This is a genomic window from Bdellovibrio sp. HAGR004 (assembly GCF_055397015.1).
This window is the reverse complement of sequence record NZ_AP029176.1, coordinates 3,403,532-3,421,484: the sequence shown is the minus strand read 5'-3', so window position 1 is coordinate 3,421,484 and position 17,953 is coordinate 3,403,532. Positions and strand designations below refer to the sequence as shown.

Below are 17,953 nucleotides of genomic sequence, written 5' to 3'. Positions count from 1 at the left end.
GCTTTTGATGTGTCTAGCCCCGGACGACGACGACTGGAACCGGCGACTTTGCGATCATATCTCGCAAGTTGCTTCCCAACAGGGAAGTGAACAGGCCGCCACTGCTATCATCGCCCATGCAAATCAGATCCATGGAATCTTTATGGCTGGCTAGAAGTGTGTCGGCAAAGGGGGTCTTTTCCATTTCAATGTGGCTTTCACAATCAATGCCCTTGGCTTTCAGGCGAGTCACTCGCTTTTCCATAGATTTAATGGCGTCTTTTTTGATGTCTTCAAAGATTGAGTCAATGCTGGGAGTCGCTTCGCCGGAGGCAAAGACATATTGCTCGACCGTGCGCAGAGTTTCTGCGGCAGAATGATAGAGCAGCACTTTGGCTCCCAAGCGCTTGGCTAAGCTGATTCCGTAGGTCTCAGCAGCCCGGCATTTCTTGGTCAGATCCGTGGCGATGATCAGTCGCAGTTCTTTTCTTTCTGAAAGTGCGTATTGATCATTTTGTGTTCCAGGGCCCAGGATAAAGACGGGGCGTTTGACATAACGAACGACCTCTTCGGCGACGCTGCCAAGGAAGAAGCGATCCATGCCGCTCAAAGCACGGGAGCCCAGAATCAGAGCCTCAATGTTGTGGGAATCCTTAACGGCATTGGAGATCTCGCGCAGAGGCGAGCCAAACTTAACGATCAGTTTGCCAGGGCGAGTGAAGCTTTTCATCACCGGAGCCAACTGTTGTGTTTTCTGGGCAATAAGTTTGGATTTTTCGCTGGCGTTTAAAGACAGACGACCGGGGATGTCCTTAAGAGTTTTAACATAGATCAGGTCGACGGAGCACTGTAGGCGAACAGAGAGGTCCGAGGCGAATTTGCGATTGACCTGGGACCTTCTCAGAGTGACCTCGTCTTTGCCCTCAAGCTCATCGGCGATTAGAAGTGAATGGGAACTCATGTGTTATCCTCCTTCGTCTTGAATGAAGGATAACACTTTAAGTTTGCTGGTCCATGATTCAGATCATATTTGCAGCAAAGAAATGACTTTAGGCGGACTGTTGCTGCTTTCCTGCAATGATAACATTGAGTTGCTGGACTGCTTCTTCCATCACAGATGACTGACGCGTAAGCTCTTCAGAGGCCGCAGCGCACTCTTCCGCGGCAGCGGCATTGGCCTGGGTGATCTTATCCATGTCGTTCAACGCACGATTGATCTGGGTGATGCCCTGCTCTTGCTCTGTGCTGGCAGAAGAGATCTCAGTGTTCAAAGAGGAAAGTTGTTCGATGGTCGTAACAATCTCTTTCAAGGATTCGGCGCTGGTGCGAACAACCTCATGTCCGGCCTCAATCTTTTCGACACTGTCGTTGATCAGATGAGAAATCTCTTTGGCGGAAGTGGCACTTCGTTGAGCCAGACTGCGAACAGCTTCGGCAACGACGGCAAAGCCCTTGCCGTGTTCACCCGCTCGCGCGGCTTCGACAGAGGCATTCAGGGCCAGCAGGTTGGTCTGGAAGGCGATATCGTCAATGACGGTGATGATCTCTTCAATCTTTTTGGAGCTGGAAGAGATGTCATCCATGGAGGTCGTCAGTTTTTGGACTTCATTTTCACCCACACGCGCTTTTTCCTGCGCGGTTTGGGCCAGATCCCGGGCTTTGTTGGCGTGCTGGCTGTTCATCTTAACCATGCTGGAAACCTCTTCTGTGGAAGCCGAGGTTTCTTCGATAGAGGCCGCAGCCTTCACCGCTGAATCACTCAGATTCTGACTGGAGGTGAAAATCTCGTTTCCAGTTGTGGAAACCTGCGCACCGGCTGAGTTGAGTTTGTTGATAGCCGCAAGCAGGGCATTCAGCGGGGAACGCAGAAGGATGTAGGACACTAACAGAATCAACAGAGTGATCATCAGGGACCAGATCAGAATGGACGTGGTGGTGTTGGTAGCCGCGGTGGCAACACCATCGGTGGAGGAAGTGACAGCGAACACGCCGTGCAGTTTGCCGTCCTTCCAGTTTTCCATAGGGAAACCCAAAATGTCTTTGCCATTCCCCCACGGGCTGGTCGCCGGGTTTCCATGGCATAGCAGGCAGCCCTGGGATTCGGACAGGCGGACAGGGCGATAGACAATCACTTGATTGTTGTCACCTTCAATAATTTCTTTCAGTTCAGGATTGGCTTCAAAGCGCTTTAGAATTTCCAATTCAGTTGCAGTGGCTTTGTTCTGATCACGTCGCGGATCCTCTGCAAAGACACGGAACTTGTAGCCATCCTGCTCAGCATTCTCAAAACCGACGACAATCGAGGCGAAGATGGGAACTTTGCGCAGAAGATTTTTGCGCACCTCCTCTGGAAGTTTGCCATCGGGATAAGCTTCAACAGTGCGGGCGAATTCGGTTGGCAGGTTGTCGCTGAGTGCGATGTAAGAACGAATGGACTCCAGACGCGAAAGGATGGCGCGGGACTTGTCGATCAACTGATCGCGACCTTGCTGATGGATTTTTGAATAAGAGATGCCAACAGCAGCGATGGTGCAAATTACACAGGATATTGCGACGTTAAGGATCACTTTGCTGCCAAACTTCATGCTGAACTCCTTTGACATCGCTGTATCGGAGAACATTACAAAAACAATATAGTTCTAAATTCGTATTCAATGAGTTTAATTGACAGATTGGGATCTTGGTCGGGGCAGAGACCTAGGTCTTGTTTTGCGGACAGCGTTTCATTGTTGGCGATCTTGTTGCTAATCTAAAAGTCACGGCAGCAAAGGATTTGCGGAGTCACTTCAGTGAAGAAGTTCGTTTTGAAACTTATCTTTGGATTTATTATCTTACCGCTTTCATTGGCGGGAACGCTTTTCTATCTTAATAAAAACGGCTTCTTTGATATTGGTAAAGTGGAAGTTATTTTGGAAAATCCACCCCCAGGCCAAGAGCAATTCCTGCGCCCTCACGTGGATCGCCTGGAGGCTTCGCTTGAGAAGTACAAGGGACTATCGCTTTGGAACATCAAACTGAAGTCCGTGTCACGCGATGTGAAGGCGATGAACTGGGTGGAAAGCCTGAACATCAAGCGCAGTTGGCCGACAACTTTGTCAGTGCGTGTTCGTCCTTATGAAGTGAAGCTTCTTTATATGGGCAAAAATGGAAAGCTGGTTCCCATCATTAAGGGAGGAGAGCTTTTGGATCCTGTTGAAAGCAAACAGGCTCCGGATGTTGTCCTTCTTGAGGGCGACAGCTTCATGAAGAAAGCAGAGCTGCGCAAGAAAGCCGTGGATCTGGTCGAGCAGATTCCTGCTGAAGGATCGTTCAGTCGAAAAACAATTTCTGAAATTCGGTACGACAACAAAGAAGGCTTCTGGATGACCATGATCAAAACGGGAATCCAGGTGAAGATGGGCGAAGACCAAGTGTCTTTGAAGTCTGCACGAGTCAGTCAGGTTGTCGATTATCTCGAATCCCGCCAGTTTGACGCGCGCGTCATAGACGCGAATCTGTCAAAGAAAGTCCTTGTCAGGTTGCGTAAGGATCCCTAAGCTTAAGTCTGGAAGACCGATCAAAGTCGGGTAGATGCCCCACTTTATAGCCCCTTGAAATGATTTTATCGGGTGGTCTTACAGAAGCTTTATTAGTTTAGGCATCCGTGAGGACTTAAGGATGAGTACATCGAAACCCAAAGCTCCGGTATTGGCTGGCTTGGACATTGGTTCTACCAAAGTCTCTTTCGTCATCGGCACAGTCAATCCCGAAGGAAAAATTGAAGTAGCAGGCGTCGGCACCGCTCCCAACACAGGGATTCGTCAAGGTGTCGTTGTTAACATCGAAGCCACTACGGATTCCATCAGAAAAGCCAAAGAAGAAGCAGAATTGATGTCCGGTTACACTGTCTCAGAAGTCTGGGTGGGTGTTGCCGGTTCTCATATTTCCTCTTTTGATTCCAAGGGCATGGTGGCGATCAAAAACCGCGAAGTCACCGCCTCTGAAATTGACCGCGTGATCGAAGCCGCCAAAGCGGTGGCTGTTCCGGCGGATCGCTCTGTTCTGCATGTTCTTCCAAGAGAATTCAAAGTCGATGGCCAGGACGGGATCACCGATCCTATCGGCATGTCGGGCATTCGTTTGGAAGCCAACGTGCACATTGTGACCGGTGGTCAGAGCGCCATCAATAATACAGTTAAATGTGTTGAAAAAGCGGGTCTTAAAATCGCAGGCCTGGTTCTTTCTCAGCTCGCTTCGGCGACGGCTGTGATCTCTAACGATGAAAGAAATCTGGGCGTGTGTGTGGTTGATATGGGTGGCGGCGCTTGTAATGCCGTTTACTTCGTCAATGGCAGCATGGCGCACTCCTCTGTGATTCCAGTGGGTGGTCAGCACTTTACTCACGACGTGGCTGTGGGGCTTCGCACCCCTCAGGTTGCGGCGGAAGAGCTTAAAAAGAAGCATGGCTGTGCCATGGCTTCCATGGTTAATGAAAGCGAAACTATCGAAGTCGAAGGTGTCGGTGGACGCAAGTCCCGCGTGATTCCTCGCAAAGATCTTGCGGATGTTATTGAGGCGCGTGCAGAGGAAACTCTGAATCTGATCGCCAATGACATTCGTATGAGCGGTCTGATGCCGATGCTGGGTTCCGGGATCGTGCTGACGGGCGGTGCCAGCAATCTGGATGGCCTGATTGAGATGGGTGAGTTTGTTTTTGATATCCCGGTTCGCAGAGGGGCTCCTCGCGAAATCGGTGGCCTGACAGATGTGGTGAAGTCTGGAGAATTCTCCGCCGCTGTTGGCCTTCTGATGTGGGCATTGGGGCAGAGAAAAGATCTGCTTCAGGCACAACAGCAGGAAGTGAACATTGGTGAATCCTTGGACGGCATCACTAAGAAGATCAAAGACTTTTTTGGACAGATTTTTTAAATTTTTTACTCTGTGTCCGCCGAAGCCTTAGCGCTGGTGGATGATTCTGTGGGGAGGATCGAAATGTTTGAATTGGAAGAAAATATCAATATCGGAGCAAATATCAAGGTCGTTGGCGTAGGCGGTGGCGGAAGTAACGCTGTTGCCACGATGATCGAGTCCGGCATGAACGGTGTGGAGTTCATCGTTGCCAACACAGACATCCAAGCTTTGAACGCCAGCAAATCCCCGAACAAAATCCAATTGGGACTTGATCTGACAAAAGGTTTGGGCGCAGGGGCGAATCCGGATGTGGGTCGCAGAGCTGCGATTGAATCCTACAACGAAATCGTTGAAAAATTGGAAGGCGCAGACATGGTGTTCGTCACTGCCGGTATGGGCGGTGGTACTGGAACAGGTGGCGCTCCGATCGTGGCAAAGATCGCTCGTGAACTGGGTGCTTTGACTATCGGTGTGGTAACAAAGCCCTTCTTGTTCGAAGGTAAAAAACGTGGCAAGCACGCTGAAGGCGGTTTGGCGGATCTGAAAGAAAACGTGGACACTCTGATCGTGATCCCGAACCAAAAACTTCTTTCCATCGCAGCTGAAAGAACTCCGCTTCTGGAAACTTTCAAAAAAGCCGATGAAGTTCTTTTGCAAGCTGTTAAAGGTATCTCTGATCTGATCAATATCCGCGGTCTGATCAACTTGGACTTCGCAGATATCCGTACAGTTATGTCTTCCAAAGGCATTGCGATCATGGGAACTGGTGCTGCTAAAGGTGACAACCGTGCGGTTGAAGCGGCAACAGCAGCAATTTCTTCTCCACTTCTTGAAAATGTAAAAATCGACGGTGCAACTGGCATCATCATCAACGTGACTGGTGGTTCTGATCTATCCTTGTACGAAGTGAACGAAGCGTCCACTCTGATCACAGAAGCAGCTCACGAAGACGCGGAAATCATCTTCGGTGCGGTTATCGATGAAAGCATGGGCGATGAAGTTCGTGTGACTGTGATTGCGACTGGTTTCGATTCTCACGATGTGAAACTAGTGAACGACATGGCGCAAGTGAACCAAATGCAAAACTTCCTGAACCAAAATGCAGCGCAGTTTGGCGGGATGAACATGCAGATGCCGCAAATGCCACAAATGGCGCAAATGCCACAGATGCCGACCATGCCGCAAATGCCTCAGTTCCCGCAAATGCCGGCAATGCCAAGCATGCCACAAATGCCTGCGATGCCTCAGATGCCAGCGGTTGAACTTCCGCCGATCTCTGCGGTTCAGTCCCAGGTTATGACTTTTACGCATCAACCACAGCAGACAGAGGCAGCTCCTCAGGTCACTGAGACTGTGGTTGTTCCTCCTGTGGCTGCCGTGACTCCGCAAGTGGCTCAGCAGGCCGCACAAAATGTGGCTGCTCAGACTCCGGTGGCTCCTTCTCAGGAAGTGGCAACACCGATTCAACCGCAAGTGGAATCTTCACTGTCTCCACGTGACATGTTGTTGGCAAAAGCCCGCGCTTTCAAAGAAAGCCAGGACTTGAAATCCAAGCACAGCAATCCAGAGCAGTTGTCCATGAACGTAGATCATGAACAACAGTCCTTGGAAGAAGCTCGTCGCATGGCTCGTGAAGTTCTAAGCTCTCCATTCTCCAGCCAGAATCTTGAAGTTCCTGCCTTCATCCGCAAGAAACAAGGTTTCGATCTGAATAAAGAATAGTGGAAGCCTGGTTCATATCCGACATTCACTTGAAAACCGCTGAAGAGCGCAATGGGAAAATCCTGTTGCGCTTTTTGCGTTCTTTGCTGGCGGGAAATCCGCAGCAAGTTCACCTTTTCATGCTCGGGGATATCTTCGATCTGTGGGTGGGCGGACACACTTACTTTGCCAAAAAGTTTGATCCTCTGATGAAAGCTCTGGGTGATTTGCGCAAGGCGGGTGCCCGTATCACTTTCATCGAAGGCAACCATGATGTGCATGTCGAAGGTTATTTCCAGAAGCGTCTGGGGATCGAAGTTTTTGTCGAGGCACAGTACTATCTGATTGATGGCGTTCGCGTGCGTTGTGAACATGGCGATCTGATCAACATGAACGATCAGAAATATCTCAAATACCGCAGTATCATCCGTAATCCCTACGTCAAGCCGTTGGGAAATATTTTGCCGGGTAAATTCTGGGATCATCTGGGTAACAAAGCCAGCAAAAAAAGTCGTGAACGCAGCGGGCACTACCGAATGTCCAATGAAGGTGAACTGATCTCAATGATCCGCGGGCATACAGCCACGGCTTATGCGCAAAAGCCGTTTGATCTGATTGTATCAGGCCACATGCATGTCTTTGATGATCACACAGAAACAATTAACGGACATCGTGTCCGCGCTATTAATCTGGGCTCGTGGTTTGAAGAACGTGTGAAAGTTTTCTGTCTGAAAAACGGCGTGGGTGAGTGGGTTTATCTACCCTCTGAAGATGAGCCTTAAAGCAAAAAATAGAAAGCCGGGTTGCCCCGGCTTTTTTTATTTGAAGTATTTTTTAAAACCTTGCCAGCAGTCCTGATAATCGCTTTGCAGGAAATCTTTTTCCATCGCGAAATCAGTCACCATATAAGGTGAACGGCACTCAAACATGAAGGCCATGGTGGCTTCGATCTTGTGCGGTTTCAAGTCCACGTTGCTGGCATTTTCAAAGGCGTCCACGTCAGGACCATGGGCAGAATAGAAGTTGTGCAAACTTCCGCCACCCGGCACGAAGCCTCCTGCGGTCTTGGCGTCATATTCACCATAGATCAAACCCATATATTCGCTCATGCAGTTGCGATGGAAGTACGGTGGGCGGAAGGTGTGTTCACCCACCATCCAGCGTGGCGGGAAGATGGCAAAGTCCACATTGGCAACACCCGGCGTATCGCTGGGTGAAGTCAGTACCGTGAAGATCGAAGGATCTGGATGGTCATAGCTGACAGTGTTGATCGTGTTAAACTTGCGCAGGTCGTATTTGTAAGGAACATAGTTTCCATGCCAAGCCACAACGTCCAAAGGCGAATGACCCATTTCGGCGGACCAGAGTTCACCGGCGAATTTTCCGATCAACTCAAATTTTCCTTCAAGATCTTCAAACGCTGCAACCGGAGTCAGGAAATGGCGACGATGAGCCAAACCGTTGGCGCCAATAGGACCCAGATCAGGCAGGCGGAAAGGAGCACCAAAGTTCTCTCCGATGTATCCTGTACAAAGATCCCCGTTAAGAGGGTTGATCTGAAACTTCATTCCTCGGGGGATCACGGCGATTTCGCCAGGCTCCAGCTCCAGGAAGCCCATTTCTGTTTTTACCTGCAAAGATCCTTTTTGAGGAACCAGCAGGAAGTCACCATCAGCGCTCATGAAATAACGTGAACCCATGCTCTTGTTGAAGGCATAAAGGTGCGCACTCAAACCTCTTTGTTCCAGAGCAGAGCCAGCCCCGCAAACAGTGCGAATGCCTTCCACGAAATCTACAGGCACGGATGGTGCTTTTAATGGATTCCAGCGCATTTGATTGGGATTGATATGCTGAGGTTTGAAGAAGGTCTTTGCTGTCAGATCCTTTAGTGGCACAAAAGACTTGTGCATGACCGACGGACGAATGCGATACAGCCAGGAGTACAGATTGGTATGGCGAGGGGCTGTGAAAGCCGAGCCACTGAGCTGTTCGGGATAAAGTCCATGAGGCGCTTTTTGCGGAGAGTTTTGATCTGCGGGCAAAGCGCCCGCGCGAGCTTCTGAAGAAAAATGATTGCCAAAACCTGACAGATATTTTGTTTCCATAAGGGACAGATAATCAGGTCCCGGGGGCAAAAGTCAACTGGGATGCCCCTCAACCGGGGAGCTGAATAATGCGGGAAGCGTCAACCAAATGCCTCTGTCAGTCGTTGTATTTTTGGTCCCGGCTTCAAGCTTGAAACCGGGATGAGAAATAAGAACTAGGGCAGAAGCAAGATCGGCTGACTGCGAACTTCTTTTCCTTTGGCATCAACACTGATGGCCTGGATCTGATACTGCAGACCATGGATCAAGCCGTCCAACACGGCCACGTGGTTTGTGACCAGTTCGGAATCCAGCGTGGTGTACATTTCCTCACCCGTGAATATATTCACGATATAAAGCTGACTGCTGGCTGGCAGATTGGTGGACCATGTGATTCGGGCTGTGGCACCGGAAACAGAGGCCACCTGGAAGTTACTGATGGCTAAATCCGGCTCCACGCACGGGTTGGGTTTTAAATCCGGCATCTGGAAGTTGGCGGGGGCAACAACATCCCAGCCCATGTGCTCCAGCACCTTCATCGCGGCCTGCTTCTTACCGTTGTTAGGATTGAAGAAGAAAGTGTTACTTTGAATGCCGCACAGGGAATGAGAGGCAGGCTTCTTCCAAGAGTGGGCTTTTTTATGATGCTTCCATAACATCACATTGGCGATATGATAGCGTGGTCCCTGATAGTAAAGAAGTTTGATCGGAATGGCCGAATCTTTTTTCAACTCAATCGTTCGGTACGGGCAGCCCAGGCGGGTCGGGTGATTGCCGTCGTTATTCACCAGCTCGTTCCAGCTGTCCCCCTCCTTGACAAACAAGCGCGCTCCGTCGTCGGACAACAAAGAAATTTCGTAATGGCCTTCACGATCCTGGTCCGAAAGCTTCAGCACGGAAGTGTATTCGATAGCAAAGTTTTCAATCAATTTTTCGCCATTGGCATCCAGCAGGACTTCTCCGGACTTTGTTGAAAAGCCGGAAGTGAACGGGCGGGTCGGGACATTGACATCAGCAAAATATAAATCCTGCTCCAGGCGAAGGCCTTTGTTATAGAAGTCCATCACCGATCTTACCGGCGTCGTCATCTCAGGTCCTTTGACGATCAACTTTGCAAAAAGCCCCTGGTTGGTATTAGAACTGCTTTCACCCGAAAGCGGGTCGCACACCGTTTTTTCGGGATCCGCAAAATCAATCGAACCAATGCTCTCTCCTGTCGGAGTTTTCCCATGGCCCTGATAGCTGCAGGATATTTTTTTCAGCAAACCGCGGGTTCGCAAAGAACCTTGCTCCAGCTTGTTCTTTTTGGCGGATGCAAAAGGGGATATCAGCAACAGTGCGACTAAAAGCATTTTTGTCATCGTACGTACCTCGACAGTCAGATACCTATAAGTTTAACAAAAATGTAAGAAGTGTGGAGAAAAGCGTGGCCCTCGTTTTACATTGAGACACAAGAGCGGTTTCGCTTTGGGAATTACTGAAGGCCCAATTTGGCTTTAATCAGCTCAAGATCTTTTTTGAGACTTTGATTTTCTTCCTCGAGCTTTCGGATGCGTTGATCTTTTTCCGCGGCCTCTGTTTCCAAGGAAGCAACGCGACGGTTGATACTTTGGATTTGTTCCTCAGAGGCTTTGCACATGCCATGCAGTTCCTGCACGGCGTTCACTGTGGCCCAGTGAATCGGGTCCACATTCAGTTCCAGATAGCCACGCGAATTAGTGCGAACGGCATCGGGGATGACCTTTTGAACTTCCTGGGCGATAAATCCTGTCAGCGGTTGATCCGCCGGCAGTTTCATTGGATTGTCCTTTTTGTAGTGATAGCGAACAGTGCGAAGTTGCAGGATTTCATTCAGACCGTATTCAAACTGACCATCAACATCTTTCAGTCTCTGGTCTGAAGCCATGGTCCACGCCGTGCTGGAACTTAAAGCAGCAGTTCCTGTGACCTGCAGAGTGTAAAGTGGGTTTGGCGTTGCGATACCAACATTGCCACTGGCGCGGTCAATAGTCATGGCAGAGCCCAGAACAGATCCGGCATCACTGTGACGCAGAATCGACAGATTCGATCCGGCGTTGGAACCGGTCTCAAGGTTGGCATCTACCATAATAGTCCAGCGTTTCAAGCCAGACTTCTTCATTATCAGGGATGGATTGTAATTGGTGGCGGTAGTGTCGACGGCGATACCGCCGGTGCTGTTTGAAATAAACTGAGCGACTTCGCCAGAGCCAGCGACCGTCAAAGGCGCACTGGGGGCTCCGGTACCGATACCCACACGGCCGGTTTCATCCAAAGTCATACGAGTGGCATTGTTCGTTTTAAAGCTCATAGGCTGGTTGTCATTTGTGCCAATGTTAATTGGAGCAGTAAAGCTGTTGCCGCCATTCAAAAGAAGGCCAGCCCCGGTATAAGTTGTACATCCCGGAACGTTTGAGGCATTGAAGGTGATGATCTGCCCCAGGGCGCAACTGAACTCGGCGAGTGCGTCGCCAGTGCCATTAGCCATCAGCAGCTTATTTGCCGCCAGTGTCGTTACGCCTGTTCCACCCTTGCTGACCGGTACGGTGCTGGGGAAAGTTGATGGATTGGCGGAGATGACCCCAGCGGAAACATTCAGACCGGATCCAATCTGAACCACACCTTTGGCGCTGGTCGTGGCGTCGTTGACACTGATCGTAGGGTTTGTTGTCGAGTTCAACACTTGCACAGGGCCACTGCCATTGACAGAAGTGACCGTGCCACCGGAGCCCGCAGGTATCTGACAGGTGAAGCCTGTGGCTGTCCAAGTGGGGACTTGTCCGGCGGTTGAACACACGAAGCTGAAGAACTTTCCAGCGTTATCGACAAACATCATGCCTGAAGTTGCTGCGTTGGTTCCGCCAAAGTTCAGATCGGCCTTAAGAATTGTGCTGTCCAGAATTTTTCCGGTTGTCACGGCATTGGAGGAAATCGTGGCAGGAACAGAGCCAGCACCTGAAGCTGTGACATCACCCGTAAGACTTGTAATTCCCGCACCGGCAGAGCCCAGCGCCACCGCGGCCGAACCATTCCAGTATTTAATCTGATTTGAGGTGGAATTGTACCAGCTGTAACCCACGTGCACCGCGCTCAGGGTGCCGGTCAGCGTGGTTTCTTGTGCATCGGTATAAGTTCCCAGGCGCAAGGTTTTTTGCGAGCTCATGACGATGTGGCCTGTATTGACCAGGTCGTTACTGCCCATATTCAGGGCACCACTCATCACGTCACCGGTTTTCATGACGGCGTCCGTGATTCCGTATCCAGCAATCGTCGTCGGTTTGCCCGAAGTGATTTTGCTCCAGTCCAGATTCGGGATATCCCCAGACACCAAAGAGGCAGAGCCTGAAGTCACACGACCCTTGGAGTCGGTCACAACTTTAAAATAGGTCCCGGCAGTATTGACCGAGTTCAGAGTCAGGGTCCCGACATTGCTCAGAGTGGCATCCCCACTCACAGAAACGGCGGTGGCCACGCCGCCATTGCCGACAAAAACTTTTCCGTCAGCCAGAGTTTTATCCATCTTATTGCTGAAGGTTGTCCAGTCACTGGCCGTCAGATAGCCGCCGGAAGTCCCATTGGCTGCCGGCATGGAGATCTCCGGAGTGGTGGTTCCGTTGTTGACCACCAACGGCGACAGGGCCGTCACACTGGTCACGGAGCCCGCACCACCGGAGGCACTGATCGTGATCGAACCCGGACCGTTGGTGATGTTGATACCTGCTCCTGCTGTCAATGTGGATGGACTGAAGCCGGTGCCGTTGCCGATCAGAATCTGTCCGTTCCCTGCAGGGGCGGAATACAAAGTAAGAAGTGAGTCTAAAATGGAATAGCGGCTGAAGATATTCTCAGCTCGGCTTTGTGAAATATTCGCGCTGGTTTGAACAAAGTCGCTGGCTCTTTTGTCTTCCAGGCGGGCGGCATTGATTGCAAAGGGAACATTGTTGATGACGATATCCGGAGTCAAGGTGGTGGCACCGACCTGCACTCGCAGTCGGCGTTGTGCGTAGGATCCAGAGAAACTTGTCGTGCCGCCGGAGGTGCAGGTTGCCGAGCCGCTGACTGCAAAAATGCGATCGGCCGTATTGTTGGTGGAATCCGTGCGTGTTCCACTGCCGACAATCACACTGAATTCGCCCTGACCACCCGGAGCGACGTTGTGAGTTTCCTCGTACATGGTGCATGTGCTGTCGCCAGTTGTGATTTGCAAAGTCACCGTTTGCGGGGAGGTGATGGGTGTGCCGGCCGTGTCCGTCAGCAGGCCTTCATAGACAAACATTGCTCCCGCAGAGGGCGAAGCCGCCTGGGCGGCCGCTGGCAAAAGCAAAGAACTTAAAAAAGCAAAGATTCTGCCTAGGGATGTCATTCAGTGATTCTCCCTTGGATGCGGAAGTTTCCACCCGTGGCAACATGCTGGGATGAGGTGCGCAGACGGCTTTTCAGTCGCAGGCCCGAGCCATTTTGCTCGGTCGCAGAACCGACAAGCATGTCCTGACTGCGCGAGGTGGAAGGTGTGTACTGGATTTCAACTTCCTTGTAGAAATAGTGACCGGGACGAGGCTGTGCGCGGAACTTCACCTTCAACGTCTGACCGGAGGTGATGTTCATCGTATTCCAAGGGGCTTTGAGGTTGGAAAGCTGAACCTGGAACTTTCCGTCTTTACAGGAACTCGCCGCGGAGTTGTCATAGGCGGACGGAGACAACCAGGTGGCTCCGCCATCCAGACTCATTTCGATGGTGTTCACATACTGTGCACAGCGGGCTTGTATCGGTACGGAGGTGAGGCTGGAAGTAACAATCGATTGAGGATTAAACGTCAGATCATCCAAGGCGCGCAGAACCTGCACTTGCGGATTGCTGTCAGAGCATCCTGCAAGTATCAGCCAGAGGGATCCTAAAATAGCGATTTTACTGACGTACCTTGTGCGCATCTTATTCAAATTATCGGAATAAAGGAGGGGGGACTAAAGTCTCAAAGCGGGAATAAAAAAAGGGTCTCGGTTAAAGAGACCCTAGGGTGTGTCGAGTACTGATTTAAGACGAATTTCTTACTAGAAGTTCATGGTATAGCCGATCAGGCCCTGAACTCCAGACATGGTTGTTGCCAAGTCCTTGCCATCGCGTTCAACTTCGGAACTGCCACCACACTGACTGACGCCTGGAATATCGTTGGCCGCCGCACAGTTGCCTCCGGTGGTCAGATTGCGTTCGATTGGCATATATCGAAGATTGCCCTCTACAGTCAGGCAATGGGATTCTGTAAAGCAGAAGTCCACGCCGATACCACCCATGGCCCCAAAGGCGCTTCCTTTGAAATCCAGGTTTTTTGTGCCAGCAGTGATTTCACCATTCAGACTTCCGTAACCCAGGCCTGTCTGCATATAGAACTTGATGAAAGAGTTTTCCAGCGCATAGATGCGGAAGATAGGGAACACCGTGTAACCGGTCAGCTTGTAATCATAACTGCCGTCATTGCCCTTACCTTCTGTGGTCTGAGTGAAATAAGAGGGGCGGAAAACAAAGGCGTACATGGTGCTGCTGAAGCGATAAGACCAGTTGGCATAAAACTCCCAAGCACTTCCCAGATCCTTGGTGTCAGCCGCTGCCGCGCTGGCCCCGGCAGCATCAATCAAAGAATTCATGTCATTCTGTCCGGCCGAAACAGTTGAAAGACCGATTCCCAAAGACATGTCGCCCGAAAGGCTTGGGCCACGGCTGGAGCGTCTTTGTGCGTTGGCGTCTTGAACTGAGATAACGGACACAGCAATGACGGTGGACAAAAACAGTCCCACCTTATTCAAGGCTCTCATAGGGATCCTCCTGATCTGACTTATAAAATTCATCTTATCCAACTGAATCTTGTACAGATTTATTCTATACAAGACTCGTGTATTCAACAGCTATGAGCAATGTTGATTATACACCTTTTGGACAAAGGACGGGACCATCTTTAGTCCAGTCACTATTATTGAGACAACATTGTCCCTGTATGAGATTCTGTGTTTATGAAGCATTTGGAAGAAAAAACTCTCTCATCAAAACAAATTTTTAAAGGACGTTATCTGAAAATCGAACAGGACCAGGTGCAGGCTCCTGACGGCAGAACGTACACCCGCGAATATATTTTGCACCCGGGCGCAGCCATGATGATTCCTTTGTTGGCGAATGGAAATGTCGTGATGATTCATCAGTACCGTCATGCTGTGAAACAGGTCTTCATGGAATTCCCTGCTGGCAAACGTGATCACGGTGAAGAAACCCTGCTGACAGCAAAACGGGAGCTGTTGGAAGAAACCGGTTATGAAGCCAAAGAGTGGAAGTTCCTGACCACAATTCATCCGGTGATTGGATATTCTAATGAACACATCGATCTGTATCTGGCAAAAGATCTTGTGCAATTGGAACAACGCCTGGATCAAGGGGAATTTATTGAGGTTGTCGAAGTAAAACCAGAAGACTTGATGCGCCTGGTTTTCGAGGGAAAAGTCAGTGATGTGAAAACCCAGATCGGGGCTTTTTGGCTTGATAAATTTTTAAAAGGAGAGTGGAATTGAGAGGCGGAAGGAGCCTCTCATGTTCATTCAATCCAAAGACAGTTTTAAAACAAAGTCTCAGCTTCAGGTGGGCTCACAGAGCTACACGATCTTCAATCCTCATAAAATTCACCATCCTAATCTGAAAAAAATCCCGGTGTCGCTGAAGGTTCTTTTGGAGAATCTTCTGCGCCACGAGGACGGCCTGCATGTCAGTAAAGAAGACATTGATTCTCTGCTAAGCCTGAGCAAAGAGTCTTTGAGCCGTGAGATCTCCTTTTTCCCTGCACGAGTTCTGATGCAGGACTTTACCGGCGTTCCGGCGGTGGTCGATCTTGCAGCCATGCGCGATGCGATGAAATCCCTGGGCGGTGATCCGAAAAAAATCAATCCTCTGGTGCCGGTGGATCTGGTCATTGACCACTCGGTGATGGTCGATTCCTTTGCCTCTCCGAAATCCTTTGATGAAAACGTCAAGATGGAGTTTGAGCGTAATCACGAGCGCTATGTTTTCCTGAAATGGGGACAGCAGGCATTCCAAAACTTCAAGGTGGTTCCTCCAGGCACAGGAATCTGCCATCAGGTGAATCTGGAATACCTGGGAAAAACCGTTTGGTCTGAAAATGGTTTGAACGGTCACACCGCCTTTCCGGATACTTTGGTGGGAACGGACAGTCACACCACAATGATCAATGGTCTGGCTGTGCTGGGCTGGGGCGTTGGGGGTATTGAGGCGGAAGCGGTGATGCTGGGACAGCCTTTAAGCATGCTGATCCCGGAAGTGGTGGGCTTCCGTCTTGAAGGTAAAATGAAGGAAGGCACAACGGCAACGGATCTGGTTCTGACAATCACACAAATGCTTCGCAAAAAGGGTGTGGTTGGTAAATTTGTCGAGTTCTATGGGCCGGGCCTGACTTCAATGTCCTTGGCGGATCGTGCGACGATTGCCAACATGGCGCCGGAATACGGTGCGACCTGTGGCTTCTTCCCGGTGGACGAACAGACGATCAAGTATTTGAAACTTTCCGGACGTGACTCGGCAACGATCGCACTGGTGGAGGCGTACGCCAAGGAAACCGGTTTGTGGCGTTCGGAAGAGGCGGAACAACACTATCATTTTAACGACACTTTACATCTGGATATGTCAACAGTTGAGCCGTCATTGGCAGGTCCCAAACGTCCTCAGGATCGTGTGGTGCTGGCCCAGGCGGCCCAGGATTTTTCCAAGCAGCTGATCACGGGCTTCCAAGTACCGGCGGATAAGGCATCGAAAGCGGCATCGGCGGTGACAGTGGATTCTCAGGCCTATTCCCTGGGGCATGGGGACGTGGTGATTGCCGCAATCACGAGCTGCACCAACACGTCCAATCCTTCAGTGATGATTGGTGCGGGTTTGGTGGCCAAGAAAGCCGTGGAAAAAGGTTTGAAAGTGAAACCGTGGGTGAAGACGTCTTTGGCGCCGGGATCCCAGGTGGTGACGGATTATCTGGAACGTTCGGGTCTGCAAACTTATCTGGATCAGTTGGGCTTTAACCTTGTGGGTTATGGCTGTACCACATGCATTGGTAACTCTGGTCCCTTGGAAGCACCCATTGCTCACGCGGTGGAAAAAGGAAATCTGGTGGTGGCATCGGTTCTTTCCGGTAACCGAAATTTCGAAGGCCGCATTAATCCCCATGTGAAAGCCAACTATCTGGCATCCCCGATGCTGGTGGTGGCGCATGCTCTGGCGGGTAATATGATGATTGATATTGCCAAAGATCCGTTAGGTAAGGATTCTGCCGGGAATCCGGTTTACCTGAAAGACATCTGGCCAAGTTCTCAGGAAATTCAAGACACCATCAACAAGACAGTGGAAACGAAGATGTTTGATGTGCGCTACGGAAATGTCTTTGCCGGAACAGAAGACTGGCAAAAAATCAACACGACCGCCTCACAAACCTACGCTTGGGAGAAAAGCACTTACATCAAAAATCCTCCGTACTTTGAGGGCATGAGCGGAAGCCCCGAAAAACTTCATGATGTCACAGGGGCCCGGGCCCTGGCTATTTTGGGAGACTCTATCACCACGGATCATATTTCTCCGGCGGGCAGTATCAAGAAGGATTCTCCGGCAGGGCGCTATCTGACTTCGCATGGGGTGCAGCCTCATGACTTCAACTCCTACGGTTCACGCCGTGGAAATGATGAGGTGATGGTGCGCGGAACTTTTGCCAATATCCGTATCAAAAACGAAATGCTGGCCGGGGTGGAAGGTGGCATGACCAAGTATCTGCCAAGTGGCGAAACACTGGCGATCTATGATGCGGCAGTAAAGTATCAGGCTGATGGTACGCCATTGGTGGTGATCGCCGGGAAAGAGTACGGCACAGGATCCTCCCGTGACTGGGCGGCAAAAGGAACTCGCTTACTGGGAGTGAAAGCGGTGATCGCAGAGAGCTTCGAGCGTATTCACCGCTCCAACCTGATAGGGATGGGAGTGTTGCCTTTGCAGTTCCATGCGGGCACGGATCGCAAAGCCTTGCACCTGGATGGCACTGAAACGTTTGATATCCGCGGTATCGAAACGGGGATGAAACCACAGCAGGATCTGACGGTGACGATCCATCGCACAGACGGCAGTCAGCAGGAAGTGAAAGTCCGCTCACGCATCGACACGGCAGTGGAGCTTGAATACTATAAAAATGGAGGAATTCTTCACTACGTTCTTCGTAAGCTTGTCTAGGCAGCAAAAGAAACGCTGTCAAACT

Annotated in this window: 13 protein-coding genes; 6 read left to right on the top strand and 7 right to left on the bottom strand. The window is 50.5% G+C overall.

The window, feature by feature from the left end:
* Nucleotides 1-13 precede the first annotated feature (13 nt).
* Nucleotides 14-940, bottom strand: coding sequence for a universal stress protein (locus tag ACZ5ZV_RS16950; RefSeq protein ID WP_464118362.1), 927 nt, complete (start codon nt 938-940; stop codon nt 14-16).
* An 88-nt stretch (nt 941-1,028) separates the two neighbouring features.
* Nucleotides 1,029-2,564, bottom strand: a complete 1,536-nt coding sequence (locus ACZ5ZV_RS16945; RefSeq protein WP_464118361.1) for a methyl-accepting chemotaxis protein — start codon at nt 2,562-2,564, stop codon at nt 1,029-1,031.
* A 204-nt stretch (nt 2,565-2,768) separates the two neighbouring features.
* Here ACZ5ZV_RS16945 and ACZ5ZV_RS16940 point away from each other — a divergent pair, with 204 nt between their 5' ends.
* The 4 genes from ACZ5ZV_RS16940 to ACZ5ZV_RS16925 all read left to right on the top strand — a co-directional run bounded on the left by ACZ5ZV_RS16940 (nt 2,769) and on the right by ACZ5ZV_RS16925 (nt 7,352).
* Nucleotides 2,769-3,515, top strand: a complete 747-nt coding sequence (locus ACZ5ZV_RS16940) for a cell division protein FtsQ/DivIB (protein ID WP_464118360.1) — start codon at nt 2,769-2,771, stop codon at nt 3,513-3,515.
* 121 nt (nt 3,516-3,636) lie between these two features.
* A complete protein-coding gene (gene ftsA / locus ACZ5ZV_RS16935) occupies nt 3,637-4,887 on the top strand; it encodes a cell division protein FtsA (RefSeq protein ID WP_464118359.1) in 1,251 nt (416 codons plus the stop codon).
* A 63-nt stretch (nt 4,888-4,950) separates the two neighbouring features.
* Nucleotides 4,951-6,591, top strand: a complete 1,641-nt coding sequence (gene ftsZ / locus ACZ5ZV_RS16930; RefSeq protein ID WP_464118358.1) for a cell division protein FtsZ — start codon at nt 4,951-4,953, stop codon at nt 6,589-6,591.
* Complete coding sequence (locus ACZ5ZV_RS16925) at nt 6,591-7,352, top strand: UDP-2,3-diacylglucosamine diphosphatase (RefSeq protein WP_464118357.1); 762 nt, start codon at nt 6,591-6,593, stop codon at nt 7,350-7,352. The genes ftsZ and ACZ5ZV_RS16925 overlap by 1 nt, the downstream gene beginning before the upstream one ends.
* Before the next feature lie 36 nt (nt 7,353-7,388).
* On the opposite strand, the gene hmgA is transcribed toward ACZ5ZV_RS16925, so the two are convergent.
* From hmgA to ACZ5ZV_RS16900, 5 genes are all read right to left on the bottom strand, one after another.
* Nucleotides 7,389-8,675, bottom strand: a complete 1,287-nt coding sequence (gene hmgA, locus ACZ5ZV_RS16920; protein ID WP_464118356.1) for a homogentisate 1,2-dioxygenase — start codon at nt 8,673-8,675, stop codon at nt 7,389-7,391.
* A gap of 155 nt (nt 8,676-8,830) precedes the next feature.
* Nucleotides 8,831-10,006, bottom strand: coding sequence for a hypothetical protein (locus ACZ5ZV_RS16915; RefSeq protein ID WP_464118355.1), 1,176 nt, complete (start codon nt 10,004-10,006; stop codon nt 8,831-8,833).
* A gap of 122 nt (nt 10,007-10,128) precedes the next feature.
* Nucleotides 10,129-13,035 carry a tail fiber domain-containing protein gene (locus ACZ5ZV_RS16910; protein WP_464118354.1) on the bottom strand — a complete coding sequence of 969 codons (2,907 nt, stop codon included), beginning with the start codon at nt 13,033-13,035 and terminating at the stop codon, nt 10,129-10,131.
* The gene (locus ACZ5ZV_RS16905) at nt 13,032-13,601 is read right to left on the bottom strand and encodes a hypothetical protein (RefSeq protein WP_464118353.1); all 570 of its coding nucleotides are present in this window, start codon (nt 13,599-13,601) and stop codon (nt 13,032-13,034) included. The genes ACZ5ZV_RS16910 and ACZ5ZV_RS16905 overlap by 4 nt, the downstream gene beginning before the upstream one ends.
* Before the next feature lie 120 nt (nt 13,602-13,721).
* A complete protein-coding gene (locus ACZ5ZV_RS16900) occupies nt 13,722-14,480 on the bottom strand; it encodes a hypothetical protein (RefSeq protein WP_464118352.1) in 759 nt (252 codons plus the stop codon).
* 195 nt (nt 14,481-14,675) lie between these two features.
* Between ACZ5ZV_RS16900 and ACZ5ZV_RS16895 the strand changes: the two genes are divergently transcribed.
* On the top strand, nt 14,676-15,224 hold the full coding sequence (locus tag ACZ5ZV_RS16895) for an NUDIX domain-containing protein (protein WP_464118351.1): 549 nt from the start codon (nt 14,676-14,678) through the stop codon (nt 15,222-15,224).
* Nucleotides 15,225-15,243: 19 nt separating this feature from the next.
* Complete coding sequence (acnA, locus tag ACZ5ZV_RS16890; RefSeq protein WP_464118350.1) at nt 15,244-17,928, top strand: aconitate hydratase AcnA; 2,685 nt, start codon at nt 15,244-15,246, stop codon at nt 17,926-17,928.
* Nucleotides 17,929-17,953 lie beyond the last annotated feature (25 nt).